We start from the raw sequence: 14,509 nt of genomic DNA, 5'->3' as shown, positions 1-14,509 counted from the left end.
GGCCACTAACGGTTCCTTGGTAACCGTTCAGTCAGCATGAAACCGATTCAGCTGCCCCTAGGTGTGCGTCTGCGTGACGACGCCACCTTCATCAACTACTACCCAGGCGCCAATGCCGCTGCACTCGGCTATGTCGAGCGTCTGTGCGAAGCCGACGCCGGCTGGACAGAGAGCCTGATCTACCTGTGGGGCAAACACGGCGTAGGGCGTACCCATCTGTTGCAGGCCGCGTGCCTGCGTTTCGAGCAGATGGGCGAACCGGCGGTGTACCTGCCGCTGGCCGAGTTGATGGACCGCGGCGTCGAAATCCTCGATAACCTCGAACAGTACGAGCTGGTCTGTCTCGACGACTTGCAGGTCATTGCCGGCAAGGCGGACTGGGAAGAGGCAATGTTTCACCTGTTCAATCGTCTGCGCGACAGCGGTCGGCGTCTGCTGATCGCCGCGTCGACGTCGCCGCGCGAATTGCCGGTGAAACTGGCCGACCTGAAATCGCGTCTGACCCTGGCGCTGATCTTCCAGATGCGCCCGCTTTCCGACGAAGATAAATTGCGTGCGCTGCAATTACGCGCATCGCGTCGTGGTCTGCACCTGACCGATGAGGTCGGGCACTTCATTCTGACCCGCGGCACGCGCAGCATGAGCGCGTTGTTCGATCTGCTCGAACAGCTCGATCAGGCCTCGTTGCAGGCCCAGCGCAAGCTGACCATTCCGTTCCTTAAAGAAACCTTGGGCTGGTAAGCCGGGCCTGTTGCACGGCGGGCTTCAAGGGCAGGGCGGCATCTTTCAGGCGCCAGAAAATCCGCATTCCTGCACGGGTTGCAGGCCGCGTATCGGGTCAAATGGGCTTAAGCGCTTAGATGTAAACGCGAAACCGCCAAGTCACATAAAGTTCGATTGAATTTGCAAATGAGGACGATAGCGGGCATAGTCTCGGCTTCTTTACAACTATCAGCCACGGTCGTGCCCATGCTAAAGCGCTTCGCACCCCTCGTGCCTCTCGCACTCGTCACCCTGTTGTACGGTTGCGCTGCTCATTCTCCAGTTCAAGAGCAGCCTCAACAGGTTAAAAATTCCGCCACGGCCCAGTCTTCCGTCATTTATCAGGAAGAGCTGGACACCGAAAAAGAACTCAATGAATTCAACGGCAAGAAGCCTTATCAGCTTCCTGTTCTGGCCGACAGCATTCTCGAACGCGGCATGTCCCTGATCGGTACCCGTTACCGTTTCGGCGGTACCTCTGAAGCCGGTTTCGATTGCAGCGGTTTCATCGGTTACCTGTTCCGCGAAGAAGCCGGCATGAATCTGCCGCGCTCCACCCGCGAAATGATCAACGTCGATGCGCCGCTGGTCGCGCGCAGCAACCTTGAGCCGGGCGATCTGCTGTTCTTCGCCACCAATGGCCGTCGCGGCCGGGTCAGTCACGCCGGGATCTACCTGGGCGACAACCAGTTCATCCACTCCAGCAGTCGTCGCAGCGGTGGTGTTCGCATCGACAGCCTGGGTGACAGCTACTGGAGCAAGACCTTCATCGAAGCGAAACGCGCCTTGGCGAACGCTCCGACCGTGGTCACCGCGCGCAAGTAATTGCCCTGTTGTCGCTGCGTTCGTGGCGACACTCAGGCTGCCGGCAAACGGAGTAGACACAAACTTTACAAGGTGAAGTTAAAGTCTTACTTGAAGTTTGGCGCGTAGCCGCTAGAATCCTGAATCATATTGATGGCAAACCGCCTGCGTAGAGACGCAGGCGGTTTTGTTTCTGTCCATTCGGCAGAGAAAGCCGCAGCCTGATCAGGATGTTCTGCTTATGACGATGTCGGCCCGCCTCACCTTGATTCTTTGCGCCGCGCTGCTCAGCGCCTGCGCCAGTCGTACACCGCCGCCAGCCCCCGTGGTTCGTGCGCCGATTGTGTTCGGTCCCTCCCAGACTTTTTCACCGGTCGCTGAAGACGTGCTGTTTCGCGCGCTCGGCCTGGTCGGCACGCCTTATCGCTGGGGCGGCAACACGCCAGATTCGGGGTTTGATTGCAGCGGCCTGATCGGATTCGTCTACCGCGATGCGGCAGGAATCTCGCTGCCACGTTCGACCCGCGAAATGATCGTCATGCAGGCGCCGAACGTCGGCAAGGAAGGCTTGCAGACCGGTGACCTGATTTTCTTCGCCACCAATGGCGGCTCGCAGGTCAGCCACGCGGGCATTTATGTCGGCGAAGGGCGCTTTGTACATGCACCGGCAACGGGCGGCACGGTTAAACTCGACAGCCTGTCGAAAGCGTATTGGCAGAAGGCTTATCTGAGCGCCAAGCGGGTGTTGCAGCCGGGGCAGTTGGCGCATAACCCTTAAAAGGGCAGCGCATAACCCAATGTGGGAGCGAGCCTGCTCGCGAATACGGTACCTCAGTCAAAGCACTTTCGACTGACAGTCCGCCTTCGCGAGCAGGCTCGCTCCCACATTTTTTGCGTCGCGTTTACATTATTTTGTGGCCGAAACGCGCCACACCTTGTTGCCCACATCATCCGCCACCAGCAACCCGCCTTGCGGGTCGATCACCACGCCCACCGGGCGGCCCAGCGCGTTTTCGTCCTTGTCGAGGAAGCCGGTCAGCACATCCACCGGCGTGCCGCTGGGTTTGCCGCCACTGAACGGCACGAAAATCACTTTATAGCCACTGTGCGGTTTGCGGTTCCACGAGCCATGCTGGCCGATGAACGCACCTTCCTTGAATTGCGCAGGCAACGTGTTGCCCTCGGCGAAGGTCAGGCCCAGCGAGGCGGTGTGCGGGCCGACTGCGTAATCCGGGACGATGGCCTTGGCCACCAGATCGAGGTTCTGCGGCTTGACCCGCACGTCGACATGCTGGCCGTAATAGCTGAATGGCCAGCCATAGAAACCGCCGTCCTTGACCGAGGTGATGTAGTCCGGCACCAGGTCACTGCCGATCTCGTCACGCTCGTTGACCGCCGTCCACAGCGCGCCACTGGTGGGCTCCCAGGCCAGGCCGTTGGGGTTGCGGATGCCCGAGGCGAAGATCCGGTGATTGCCTGTCGCCCGATCGACTTCCCAGATTGCCGCGCGACCTTCTTCCTGATCCAGGCCGTTTTCGCCGACGTTGCTGTTCGAACCGACGGTGACATAAAGCTTGCTGCCGTCCTTGCTGGCGATCACGTTCTTGGTCCAGTGATGGTTCAGCGTGCCGCCCGGCAGATCGACGACCTTGATCGGCTGGGTCTTGATTTCGGTGGCACCGGGCTCGTAGTTGAAGCGCAACAGGCGATCGGTATCGGCCACGTACAGATCGTTGCCGACCAGGGTCATGCCGAACGGCGAATTGAGATTCTGCAGAAACACCGTGCGGGTCTCGGCCACACCGTCCTTGTCGGCATCGCGCAGCAAGGTGATGCGGTTCGGGCTCGGTACCCCGGCGCCAGCCTTGCCCATGACCTTTTTCATCACCCAGCCACGAATGCCCTTGCTGTCATCCGGTTTCGGTGGCGCATTGGTTTCGGCCACCAGTACATCACCGTTGGGCAGCACATACAGCCAGCGCGGGTGATCGAGGCCTTCGGCAAATGCTGCGACCTGAGTGCCGGCCGCTGCCGTCGGTTTTGCCCCCTCCGGCCAGCCGATCGCCGGGGCGATGTTCACCGTCGGGATCAGGGTCTTGTTCGGTTCCGGCAGTTTCGGCGACGGGCCAGTGCCGTCGGAGACTTGCAGGCTGGAGGTTTCGCCGCAGGCGCTGAGCCCGCCGGCGAGGGCGATGACGAAAACGAGGTGGGGCTTGCGCATTGCTGATCTTCCCTATGAATGCATTCCTAACCATAGAGGAGGGCGCAAGCCCGATGGTTCAACTGCTCAGCCGCGGGCTTCCTTGAACAGTACCGCGATGCCCGGGTGATAGTTGCCCGCTTCGCTGTGCAATTTGCGGTAGGCGTAGGGGAAATACCAGGCCACGGCGCAGGTGTGTTCCTTTTGCAGGTCGTCGACCATGTCCTGCAATTCTTCGGGGCTGGCGCTGTGCTGGGCTTTTTGCGGGGCGACGAACAGGCAGCCGAGCTTGAGATCGCTGGCGTAACTGATGCGCTTGGCGTCCTGAGTGATGTCGGCAAGAGCCTGGGTCAGGTTGAGGTTGTTCACCCGTGGCCAGCGCTGGGTGGCCTGAAGGAAGGCGCGGTCGTCGCTGCCGGCGATAAACAGATCGGCGCGGGCATTGCGCTCGCCGTCTTCGTTCTGTTTACGGGTGACGGTGTCGTTCAAGGTCACCAGTTCGGCCATCCAGGCGGCGGCGGAGAGCAGGCCGAGGTTGGCTTTCTCGTCATGCCAGTACGGCGTGTCGCCGTCGCCGCGCACGGTGTTGTAGCGGTCGATACAGTCAAACCAGCGTTCAAGCACCGGGCGCAGGAATTCCAGGCGCGGGTTGCTGATGATCATGCCTTGCATCGTCATCGTCCTTATTGTTGTGGTGTGCTTTTTCGAGAAAAGCATGGCTCTTTGATATCACTTGTCACAGTCTGGCACAAGATTGCCAACAGATAATTGATTGATGGCAGTTTCTCGCCCGATGGCCGCCTCTTTAATTGACGCTCCACCCCCAACCCTCTAACCTTCGCCGCTTGTTTCAGGTGCTCTGTGACCTGCGTCGACAGAGTGAAACAGGGAAGCCGGTGAGGGTGGTCTTCACGCGAAGCCACGACGATCCCGGCGCTGCCCCCGCAACGGTAAATGAGTGAACACTGCGTTCAATGCCACTGCTCAACAGCGGGAAGGCGCGCAGTCTGGCCAACGCCGCTCATGAGCCCGGAGACCGGCCTGATCCATCCAGCGGCATCACGGTGGGCGATGCCAGGCTTTTTGCCGTCTATTCTTGTGCCTGCCCGCCGTTTACCCGTCTCAACGGAGAGCTCCCCCATGACCGATTCCCCCGAGCGCGACGAACGCCATCTGGCGCGCATGCAGCGCAAAAAAGCCGTGATCGATGAACGCATCGCCAATTCGCCCGACGAGTGCGGCCTGGTGCTGGTGCTGACCGGCAACGGCAAAGGCAAAAGCAGCTCGGCTTTCGGCATGCTCGCCCGCGCCATGGGCCACGGCATGCAGTGCGGTGTGGTGCAGTTCATCAAGGGCCGCAACAGCACCGGCGAGGAGCTGTTCTTCCGCCGCTTCCCCGAGCAGGTGCGCTTTCATGTGATGGGCGAAGGCTTCACCTGGGAAACTCAGGACCGCCAGCGCGACATCGCCGCCGCCACGGCGGCGTGGGAAGTTTCTCGCGAGCTGCTGCGCGATCCGTCGATCGGGCTGGTGGTGCTCGATGAACTGAACATCGCCCTCAAGCACGGTTATCTGGATCTCGATCAGGTGCTCAGCGATTTGCAGGCGCGGCCGCCGATGCAGCATGTCGTCGTGACCGGGCGCGGCGCCAAGCCGGAAATGCTCGAGATGGGCGATACGGTCACGGAAATGGGCATGCTCAAGCACGCTTTCCAGGCCGGGATCAAAGCGCAGAAAGGCGTCGAACTTTGAATCAGCCCCGTCACTGCCCGGCGGTCCTGATCGCCGCGCCGGCCTCCGGTCAGGGCAAGACCACCGTCACCGCCGCGCTCGCCCGTTTGCATCGCAATCAGGGGCGCAAGGTCCGCGTGTTCAAATGCGGCCCGGATTTTCTCGACCCGATGATCCTCGAGCGCGCCAGTGGTGCGCCGGTCTATCAACTGGACATGTGGATGGTCGGCGAGCAGGAAAGCCGTCGCCTGTTGTGGGAAGCCGCCGCCGATGCGGACCTGATTCTGATCGAAGGCGTGATGGGCCTGTTTGACGGCACGCCATCGAGCGCTGACCTGGCGCGACACTTTGGCGTGCCGGTGCTCGGGGTGATCGACGGCACCGCCATGGCGCAGACGTTCGGTGCGTTGGCGCTGGGCCTGGCGAAATATCAGCCGGACCTGCCGTTCGCCGGCGTGCTGGCCAACCGCGTCGGCACCTTGCGTCATGCGCAATTGCTCGAAGGCAGCCTCACTGAAGGCCTGCGCTGGTACGGCGCATTGTCGCGCGAGACCGGCATCGAGCTGCCGAGCCGCCATCTCGGCCTGGTGCAGGCCAGCGAACTGAATGATCTGGACCTGCGCCTCGACGCCGCCGCCGATGCATTGGCCAGCAGTTGCGAAGTCGCCTTGCCGCCGGCCGTCGAGTTCGCCGCGCCGGATGTGATTGCTGCCGAGCCGCTGTTGCACGGCGTGCGGATCGCCGTTGCCCGCGACGAAGCGTTCGCTTTCACCTATGGTGCAAGCCTCGATCTGTTGCGGGCGATGGGCGCAGAGTTGAGCTTCTTCTCGCCGATCCGCGACACGCAATTGCCCGGGGCGGACAGCCTTTATCTGCCGGGCGGTTACCCCGAGCTGCACCATGTTGCGCTGGCACAGAACACTGCAATGATCGAGGCGATCCGCGCGCACCATGCGGCAGGCAAGCCGTTGCTGGCCGAATGCGGTGGCATGCTGTATCTGCTCGATTCGTTGACCGATGTCGAAGGCACCCGCGCTGAACTGGTCGGGTTGTTGCAGGGCGACGCGGTAATGCAAAAGCGTCTGGCGGCGTTGGCATTGCAGGCGGTTGATCTGCCGGAAGGCTCGCTGCGCGGCCACACTTACCATCACTCCCTGACGACAACCGAGCTGACGCCGATTGCCCGTGGATTGAGCCCCAATGGCGGGCGCGGGGCTGAGGCGGTCTACCGGCAAGGGCGGATGACGGCTTCTTATGTGCACTTTTATTTTCCGTCGAATCCTGCGGCTGTCGCTGCGCTGTTTGCGCCGGGTCTTGAGACCGCCATCGCTGGCAAGCCAGCTCCCACAGGGGATTACGTTTCGTCAGGTATTGCACCGTCCACTGTGGGAGCTGGCTTGCCAGCGATGGGGCCATGACCGACAACGCATTCTCCGAAGCCGAGCGCCAAGCGGTTTACAAAGCCATCGCCGAACGCCGCGACATGCGCCACTTCAGCGGCGGCACCGTTGAACCGCTACTGCTGCTGCGTTTGCTCGAAGCCGCCCATCAGGCGCCAAGCGTCGGCCTGATGCAGCCCTGGCGCTTCATCCGCATCAGCGACCGAACCCTGCGCGGGCAGATCCAGCAATTGGTGGAAGCAGAACGCGTGCGCACCGCCGAAGCCCTCGGCGAGCGCAGCGACGAGTTCATGAAGCTCAAGGTCGAGGGCATCAACGACTGTGCCGAAGTGCTGGTCGCGGCACTGATGGACGATCGCGAAAAGCACATCTTCGGCCGGCGCACGCTGCCGGAAATGGACATGGCTTCGCTGTCCTGCGCGATCCAGAATCTGTGGCTGGCGGCTCGTGCCGAAGGATTGGGCATGGGCTGGGTATCGCTGTTCGAGCCGCAGGCGCTGGCCGATCTGCTGCACTTGCCCGCGGGTGCCAAGCCGCTGGCCGTGCTGTGCCTGGGCCCGGTCAAGGAATTTTACCCGGCGCCGATGCTGGTCCTTGAAGGCTGGGCGCAGGCGCGACCGCTGAACGAGTTGCTGTACGAAAATTATTGGGGAGTGGGTCAATGAGTGTGGCGTTGTTGAGTGTCGCCGCGGTGGCGCTGGATGCGCTGCTTGGTGAACCGAAACGCTGGCATCCGCTGGTGGCCTTCGGCAATTTTGCCGGGCGCATCGAGCAACGTTTCAACGCCGGTGGTCGCGGCTGGCGCAGCCATGGCGTGACCGCGTGGGTGATCGCGGTGCTGCCGCTGACGTTGCTCGCCACGGCGTTTTCCTGGGCGCCTTATGTCGGCTGGATTGTCGAAATTCTTGCGCTGTATTGCGCCCTCGGCATGCGCAGCCTCGGCGAACATGTCGCGCCGGTGGCAGCGGCGTTGCGCGCTGATGATCTGACCGAAGCGCGCACTCGCGTCGGCTATCTGGTCAGTCGCCAGACCGACGAACTTGACAGCAACGCCGTGGCCCGCGCCGCCACTGAATCGGTGCTGGAAAATGGTAGCGACGCGGTATTTGCTGCGCTGTTCTGGTTTGTCGTCGCCGGGGCGCCGGGCGTGGTGCTCTATCGCTTGAGCAACACGCTGGACGCGATGTGGGGCTATCGCAACGAACGCTTCGAGCGCTTCGGCTGGGCGGCGGCGAAGATCGACGACGTGTTGAACTACATTCCTGCGCGGTTGGTGGCGCTGACCTACGCGCTGCTCGGCAAAACCCGCCTCGCGCTCAAGTGCTGGCGTACACAGGCGCCACAATGGGACAGCCCCAACGCCGGCCCGGTGATGGCGGCTGGCGCTGGCGCACTCGGCGTCGAGCTGGGCGGGCCGGCGATTTACCACGGCGAACTGCACGAGCGCCCGCAGCTCGGCGAAGGCGCCCCTGCCGACGCCGATTCCATCGAGCGCGGCTGGCAATTGGTCCAGCGCGGGGTATGGTTATGGCTGCTGATTCTTTGCGTGGGGGCTGAATTCTATGCTTGAGCACGGTGGCCGGCTGCGCAAGGCTGCAGACGATTACGGCATTGCCGAAGCCGACTGGCTGGACCTGTCCAGCGGTCTGGCGCCATGGCCTTTTCCGATCCCGGAGATCCCCGTGCGGGCCTGGGCGCGCTTGCCGGAAACCGACGATGGCCTGGAGCAGGCGGCGTGCGATTACTACGGCGCCGCGCAAGTGCTGCCGGTGGCCGGTTCGCAGATGGCCATCCAGTTGTTGCCGCGCTTGCGCCGTGCCGGCAAGGTCGGCGTGTTGTCCCCGTGCTATGCCGAGCACGCCGAGGCGTGGCGACGCAGTGGCTATATCGTCCGGGAAGTGCTGGAGCAGGAAGTCGAGTTCTTTCTCGACAGCCTCGACGTACTGGTGGTGGTCAACCCTAACAATCCGACCGGCCTCAGCCTGACCCCGGCGCGCCTGCTCGACTGGCACGCGCGGCTGGCCCAGCGCGGCGGCTGGCTGGTGGTCGACGAAGCGTTCATGGACAACACGCCGCACTTGAGCCTGGCCGCGCATAGCCATCTCATCGGCCTGATCGTGTTGCGCTCGTTCGGCAAGTTTTTCGGTCTGGCCGGGGTGCGTTTGGGCTTCGTGCTGGCTGAGCGCAAGTTGCTCAGATTGCTCGCCGAGCAGGTCGGACCCTGGGCGGTCAGCGGGCCGACGCGGGTGCTCGGTCAGGCGTGTCTGCAAGACACCGAAAATCACACGCGCCAACGGATTCGCAGCGATGAAGCCAGCGAACGGCTGGCGGCGCTGCTCGAACGCTACGGCTTCAAGCCGCAGGGTGGCTGCGCGCTGTTTCAGTGGCTGATTACCGAGCACACCGAAACGCTGCACGACTTCATGGCCCGGCGCGGCATCCTCCTGCGCCTGTTCGCCCACAACAGCAGCCTGCGTTTCGGTCTGCCCGGCGATGCCGCCGATGAGCTGCGACTGGCACAAGCCTTCGACGCCTACCGCAAGGAACACCCATGACCACGCTGATGGTGCAGGGCACCACGTCGGATGCCGGTAAAAGCACGCTGGTGACGGCGCTCTGTCGCTGGGCGACCCGTCAGGGCGTCGCGGTGGTGCCGTTCAAGCCGCAGAACATGGCGCTCAACAGTGCCGTGACCGCGGACGGCGGCGAGATCGGCCGTGCGCAAGCGGTGCAGGCGCAAGCCGCGTATCTCGAACCGCACACCGACATGAACCCGGTGTTGCTCAAGCCCAACAGCGACACCGGCGCGCAAGTGATCATTCACGGCCGCGCGGTAACGACGATGAACGCCGTCGCCTATCACGACTACAAAGCCATCGCCATGCAAGCGGTGCTGGCCTCGCACGAACGCCTCAGCGCCGCCTATCCACTGGTGATGGTCGAGGGCGCCGGCTCACCGGCCGAGATCAATCTGCGTGCCGGCGACATCGCCAACATGGGTTTTGCCGAAGCGGTGGATTGCCCGGTGCTGCTGATCGCCGACATCAATCGTGGCGGGGTTTTCGCTCATCTGGTCGGTACTTTGGAGTTGCTGTCACCGAGCGAACAGGCGCGGGTCAAAGGTTTTATCATCAACCGTTTCCGCGGTGACATCGCTTTGTTGCAACCGGGCCTCGACTGGCTCGAACAGCGCACCGGCAAGCCAGTGGTCGGCGTGTTGCCCTACGTGATGGATTTGCACCTTGAGGCCGAGGACGGCCTCGACCAGCGCCAGACCGACAAGGCTGAGCACGTACTGAAAGTGGTGGTGCCGGTGCTGCCGCGCATCAGCAACCACACCGATTTCGATCCGCTGCGTCTGCATCCGCAGGTCGACTTGCAATTTGTCGGACCGGGACAGGCGATTCCGCCTGCGGACCTGATCATCCTGCCAGGCTCGAAAAGCGTGCGCAGTGACCTTGCGTATCTGCGCGCCAACGGCTGGGACGTGGCGATCCACCGGCATCTGCGCTACGGCGGCAAAGTGCTGGGCATTTGCGGCGGCCTGCAGATGCTCGGCGAGCAGGTCCACGACCCGTTGGGGCTGGAAGGCGCGCCGGGTTCCAGCGCCGGACTGGGGCTGCTCGCGTTTGAAACGACGCTAGAAGCCGAGAAGCAATTGCGCAACGTGCGCGGGCGGCTGGCGCTGGAAGATGCGCAAGTCAGTGGCTATGAAATCCATGCCGGCGTCACCCGCGGGCCGGCGCTGGAGAACGCAGCAGTGTTGCTTGATGACGGTCGTTGCGACGGCGCGCAGAGTGCTGACGGCCAGGTGTTCGGCACCTATCTGCATGGCTTGTTCGAATCGCCCGAGGCGAGTGTGGCGATGCTGCGCTGGGCCGGGTTGAGCGATGTGCAGACGGTGGATTACCACGGCCTGCGCGAGCGCGATATCGAGCGACTGGCGGATCTGGTGGAGCGGCATCTGGATACCGGGCTGTTGCGTGAGCTCTGCGATATTTGATTGGTCGGGCTGGCCTCTTCGCGAGCAGGCTCGCTCCCACAGTTGATCGAATTCTCCTGTGGGAGCGAGCCTGCTCGCGAAGGCGCCGGTTGTTTCACCACCTGTTTTGAGAGAACCCCATGCTCCAACTGATCCTCGGCGGCGCCCGCTCCGGCAAAAGCCGGCTGGCGGAAAAACTCGCCAGCGACAGCCAGCTGGCCGTGACCTACATCGCCACCAGCCAAGCGCTCGATGGCGAGATGAACGCCCGCGTCGCTCACCATCGCGCCCGCCGTCCGGCTGAATGGGCGCTCATCGAAGAGCCGCTGGAACTGGCCCGGGTGCTGCGCGAATCCGCCAGCGCCGAGCGTTGCCTGCTGGTCGATTGCCTGACCTTGTGGCTGACCAATCTGCTGATGCTCGACGACGCCGAACGACTTGTCGCCGAGCGTGAGGCGCTGCTCGATTGCCTGGCCTCGCTGCCGGGCGAAATCATTTTTGTCAGCAACGAGACCGGTATGGGTGTCGTGCCGCTGGGCGAATTGACTCGCCGCTACGTCGATGAAGCCGGTTGGCTGCATCAAGCTCTGGCCGAGCGTTGTCAGCGTGTTGTCCTGACCGTTGCCGGCCTGCCCCTGACTCTGAAAGGACCTGCGTTATGACTCAAGCCTGGTGGCTCAACCCGTGCCAATCGGTCGACAACAACGCCGTTGAACAAGCGGCGGCGCGGCAACGGCAACTGACCAAACCGGCCGGCTCGCTCGGTCGGCTGGAAACGGTCGCGGTGCAACTGGCCGGCCTGCAAGGGCAGGTCAAACCGACGCTGGAGCAGATCTGGATCGCGATTTTTGCCGGCGATCACGGCGTCGTCGCTGAGGGCGTTTCGGCGTTCCCGCAGGAAGTCACCGGGCAGATGCTGCTCAACTTTGTCAGCGGCGGCGCGGCGATCAGCGTCCTGGCGCGACAGCTCGGCGCGCAGCTGGAAGTGGTCGATCTGGGCACAGTGAATCCGGCGCTGAATCTGCCCGGCGTGCGGCATGTGAACATCGGCGCGGGCACGGCGAACTTCGTTCACGGCGCAGCAATGACCCAGGCCCAAGGCGAGTTGGCCTTGCAGGCCGGGCGTGAAAGCCTGCTGCGTGCAAAAGCGGCAGGCGCGCAGTTGTTCATCGGCGGCGAAATGGGCATCGGCAATACCACGGCGGCCAGCGCCCTGGCCTGCGCCTTGCTCGATTGCCCGGTGGCGCACCTCACCGGTCCCGGCACCGGGCTGAATGCCGAGGGGGTCAGCCATAAGGCGCAGGTGATTGAGCGGGCCCTGGCATTGCACGCGGCACAGCGCGGCGATGCGTTGCAAACGCTGTTCAACCTCGGCGGTTTTGAAATCGCCGCATTGGTTGGCGCTTATCTGGCGGCGGCCCAGGAGGGCGTTGCGGTGCTGGTGGACGGGTTTATCTGCACGGTCGCGGCGCTGGTCGCGGTGCGCCTGAACCCGGCCTGCCGCGAGTGGCTGCTGTTCGGCCACCGTGGTGCAGAGCCGGGCCATCGCCATGTGCTCGAAACGCTGCAGGCCGAGCCATTGCTGGAACTCGGTCTGCGCCTGGGCGAGGGCAGTGGCGCGGCGCTGGCGGTGCCGCTGTTGCGCCTGGCCTGCGACCTGCACGGGCAAATGGCGACGTTCGCCGAGGCGGCGGTGGCGGATTGTCCGGCATGACCTTGCATCTGCATCTGCTGCGTCACGGCGAGACCGAGCTGGGCGGCGGCCTGCGCGGCAGTCTTGATGATGCGCTGACCGAGCAGGGCTGGGCGCAAATGCGCGCGGCGGTGGTCGCGGGCGGACCATGGGACCGGATTGTCAGCTCGCCGTTGCAGCGTTGCGCGCGCTTCGCCGCCGAGCTGGGCGAACGACTGGACCTCAGCGTGCATCTGGACAAGGATTTGCAGGAACTGCATTTCGGTGCCTGGGAAGGGCAGAGCGCAGCCGCGCTGATGGAAACTGACGCCGAGGGGTTGGGACTGTTCTGGGCCGATCCATATGCATTTACGCCACCGGATGGAGAGGCGGTCAGCGATTTTTCCGCGCGGGTGCTGGCGGCTATTGAACGGTTGTACGTCGCGTACGCAGGCGAGCGGGTTCTGCTGGTCAGTCATGGCGGCGTGATGCGCTTGTTGCTGGCGCGGGCGCGCGGTTTACCCCGTGAGCAACTGCTGAATGTCGAGGTTGGCCACGGATCGTTGTTTGCGCTCACCGTCGCGGCCGACGGCGCGCTCAAGGGAAGGTCACTGACATGTTGCCGCTGTGGATCGCCTTGCAGTTTCTGAGCAGTCTGCCGATTCGACTGCCGGGCATGCCCGAGCCGGAACAGCTCGGCCGGTCATTGCTGTTCTATCCGTTGGTGGGTTTGCTGTTTGGCCTGATCCTCTGGGGTTTGAATGGGCTGCTGGCCGGCGCACCGTTGTTCTTGCATGCGGCACTGTTGTTGACAGTGTGGGTGCTGCTCAGCGGCGCGCTGCACCTCGATGGTCTGGCCGACAGTGCCGATGCCTGGCTCGGCGGTTTCGGTGATCGCGAGCGCACGCTGACGATCATGAAAGACCCGCGCAGCGGGCCGATTGCGGTGGTGACGCTGGTGCTGGTGTTGCTGCTCAAGTTCGCCGCGTTGCTGGCGCTGATCGAGCAGGGGCAGGGGCTGGTGTTGATCATCGTGCCGGTGCTGGGCCGGGCAGCGTTGTTGGGCTTGGTTCTGACCACGCCGTATGTGCGTGCCGGTGGCTTGGGGCAGGCGTTGGCCGATCATCTGCCGCGCCGGGCTGGCTGGTGGGTGCTGGGGATGAGCGCGCTGGGCTGCGCGTTGATTGCCGGGTTTGCCGGGATCGTTGCGGTGGTGATTTGCGTCGGCATGTTTGTCTGGTTGCGTCAGGTGATGATGCGCCGGCTGGGCGGGACGACCGGGGATACGGCGGGGGCGTTGCTGGAGTTGCTGGAGATGGGGGTGTTGGTTGGGCTGGTCCTCGTCTGAAAGATTCGCGTTGATGATGCCGGCCTCTTCGCGAGCAGGCTCACTCCTACAATTGGAATGCGTTCCCTGTGGAGTGAGCCTGCTCGCGATAGCGATATTCCAGCCGCCACAAATGTTCCGGTCAAAATCAATCTGTAACTTGATTTAACACAGTCGCGGGTATATACACGCACCATGCTTCCTTCTCAGTGTTTGTGCATCAACCTGCGTCGCGCCGCGCGTGGCGTCAGCAGGCATTACGACGGCGCTCTCGACGGCTTCGGGATCAACGTTGCCCAGTATTCTCTGCTGTGCAATCTGCAGCGTCTGGAGCAACCGAGCATTTCCGAACTGGCTGAAGCCATGGGCCTGGACCGCAGCACCCTCGGGCGCAACTTGCGGGTGCTGGAAGGCGAAGGGCTGGTGGCGCTGGCCGAAGGCGAGGACATGCGCAACCGCATCGTCCGGCTCACCGAAAACGGTGTGCAACGTCTGGCGGCAGCATTGCCAGCCTGGGAAGCGGCGCAGGAGCGCTTGATCGATCGGCTCGGCGCGGAAAAACGCGAGACCTTGCTCAAATTGCTGGATGAACTGGCCTGACGCCGGTTTTTTCCGCCCTCAAGCGGGTATA

General features: G+C 63.2%; 16 protein-coding genes and 1 riboswitch. Of the genes, 14 read left to right on the top strand and 2 right to left on the bottom strand.

Annotated elements, in window-relative coordinates:
• Positions 1-36 precede the first annotated feature (36 nt).
• The 3 genes from hda (at position 37) to M0746_RS17225 (ending at position 2,344) form a co-directional block, all read left to right on the top strand.
• Complete coding sequence (gene hda / locus M0746_RS17235) at positions 37-741, top strand: DnaA regulatory inactivator Hda (protein ID WP_007919828.1); 705 nt, start codon at positions 37-39, stop codon at positions 739-741.
• 228 nt (positions 742-969) lie between these two features.
• On the top strand, positions 970-1,587 hold the full coding sequence (locus M0746_RS17230; protein WP_090282434.1) for a C40 family peptidase: 618 nt from the start codon (positions 970-972) through the stop codon (positions 1,585-1,587).
• Between the two features lie 220 nt (positions 1,588-1,807).
• Positions 1,808-2,344 carry a C40 family peptidase gene (locus M0746_RS17225; RefSeq protein WP_258450037.1) on the top strand — a complete coding sequence of 179 codons (537 nt, stop codon included), beginning with the start codon at positions 1,808-1,810 and terminating at the stop codon, positions 2,342-2,344.
• Positions 2,345-2,473: 129 nt separating this feature from the next.
• On the opposite strand, the gene M0746_RS17220 is transcribed toward M0746_RS17225, so the two are convergent.
• Both M0746_RS17220 and M0746_RS17215 read right to left on the bottom strand, forming a co-directional pair.
• Positions 2,474-3,787, bottom strand: coding sequence for a PQQ-dependent sugar dehydrogenase (locus tag M0746_RS17220; RefSeq protein ID WP_258450036.1), 1,314 nt, complete (start codon positions 3,785-3,787; stop codon positions 2,474-2,476).
• Positions 3,788-3,853: 66 nt separating this feature from the next.
• Entirely contained in the window at positions 3,854-4,438 is a 585-nt protein-coding gene (locus tag M0746_RS17215; protein WP_258450035.1) for a hypothetical protein, read from the bottom strand.
• Positions 4,439-4,601: 163 nt separating this feature from the next.
• Positions 4,602-4,825, top strand: a riboswitch (cobalamin riboswitch).
• Between the two features lie 81 nt (positions 4,826-4,906).
• Between M0746_RS17215 and cobO the strand changes: the two genes are divergently transcribed.
• The 11 genes from cobO (at position 4,907) to M0746_RS17160 (ending at position 14,478) form a co-directional block, all read left to right on the top strand.
• Positions 4,907-5,518: a cob(I)yrinic acid a,c-diamide adenosyltransferase gene (gene cobO, locus M0746_RS17210; RefSeq protein WP_258450034.1), complete on the top strand. Its 612-nt coding sequence runs from the start codon at positions 4,907-4,909 to the stop codon at positions 5,516-5,518.
• Positions 5,515-6,915 carry a cobyrinate a,c-diamide synthase gene (locus M0746_RS17205; RefSeq protein ID WP_258450033.1) on the top strand — a complete coding sequence of 467 codons (1,401 nt, stop codon included), beginning with the start codon at positions 5,515-5,517 and terminating at the stop codon, positions 6,913-6,915. Before cobO ends, M0746_RS17205 begins: the two co-directional genes overlap by 4 nt.
• A complete protein-coding gene (gene bluB, locus M0746_RS17200) occupies positions 6,912-7,562 on the top strand; it encodes a 5,6-dimethylbenzimidazole synthase (RefSeq protein ID WP_258450032.1) in 651 nt (216 codons plus the stop codon). The genes M0746_RS17205 and bluB overlap by 4 nt, the downstream gene beginning before the upstream one ends.
• Positions 7,559-8,467 (top strand): adenosylcobinamide-phosphate synthase CbiB, encoded by a 909-nt coding sequence (gene cbiB, locus M0746_RS17195; RefSeq protein WP_258450031.1) that lies wholly within the window; start codon positions 7,559-7,561, stop codon positions 8,465-8,467. Before bluB ends, cbiB begins: the two co-directional genes overlap by 4 nt.
• Positions 8,460-9,452 carry a threonine-phosphate decarboxylase CobD gene (gene cobD, locus M0746_RS17190; protein ID WP_258450030.1) on the top strand — a complete coding sequence of 331 codons (993 nt, stop codon included), beginning with the start codon at positions 8,460-8,462 and terminating at the stop codon, positions 9,450-9,452. The genes cbiB and cobD overlap by 8 nt, the downstream gene beginning before the upstream one ends.
• A complete protein-coding gene (locus M0746_RS17185) occupies positions 9,449-10,900 on the top strand; it encodes a cobyric acid synthase (protein WP_258450029.1) in 1,452 nt (483 codons plus the stop codon). The genes cobD and M0746_RS17185 overlap by 4 nt, the downstream gene beginning before the upstream one ends.
• Positions 10,901-11,019: 119 nt before the next feature.
• A complete protein-coding gene (cobU, locus tag M0746_RS17180; protein ID WP_258450028.1) occupies positions 11,020-11,541 on the top strand; it encodes a bifunctional adenosylcobinamide kinase/adenosylcobinamide-phosphate guanylyltransferase in 522 nt (173 codons plus the stop codon).
• Complete coding sequence (gene cobT / locus M0746_RS17175; protein WP_258450027.1) at positions 11,538-12,593, top strand: nicotinate-nucleotide--dimethylbenzimidazole phosphoribosyltransferase; 1,056 nt, start codon at positions 11,538-11,540, stop codon at positions 12,591-12,593. Before cobU ends, cobT begins: the two co-directional genes overlap by 4 nt.
• Positions 12,590-13,201 (top strand): alpha-ribazole phosphatase family protein, encoded by a 612-nt coding sequence (gene cobC / locus M0746_RS17170; RefSeq protein WP_258450026.1) that lies wholly within the window; start codon positions 12,590-12,592, stop codon positions 13,199-13,201. The genes cobT and cobC overlap by 4 nt, the downstream gene beginning before the upstream one ends.
• A complete protein-coding gene (locus M0746_RS17165) occupies positions 13,168-13,899 on the top strand; it encodes an adenosylcobinamide-GDP ribazoletransferase (RefSeq protein WP_258450025.1) in 732 nt (243 codons plus the stop codon). The genes cobC and M0746_RS17165 overlap by 34 nt, the downstream gene beginning before the upstream one ends.
• A gap of 174 nt (positions 13,900-14,073) precedes the next feature.
• Positions 14,074-14,478, top strand: coding sequence for a MarR family winged helix-turn-helix transcriptional regulator (locus tag M0746_RS17160; protein WP_208938165.1), 405 nt, complete (start codon positions 14,074-14,076; stop codon positions 14,476-14,478).
• Positions 14,479-14,509 lie beyond the last annotated feature (31 nt).

Source organism: Pseudomonas sp. S11P7 (genome assembly GCF_023195435.1).
Taxonomy (GTDB): domain Bacteria; phylum Pseudomonadota; class Gammaproteobacteria; order Pseudomonadales; family Pseudomonadaceae; genus Aquipseudomonas; species Aquipseudomonas fluorescens_G.
The sequence above is the reverse complement of the archived record's forward strand: the minus strand, read 5'-3'. Positions and strand labels throughout refer to the sequence as shown.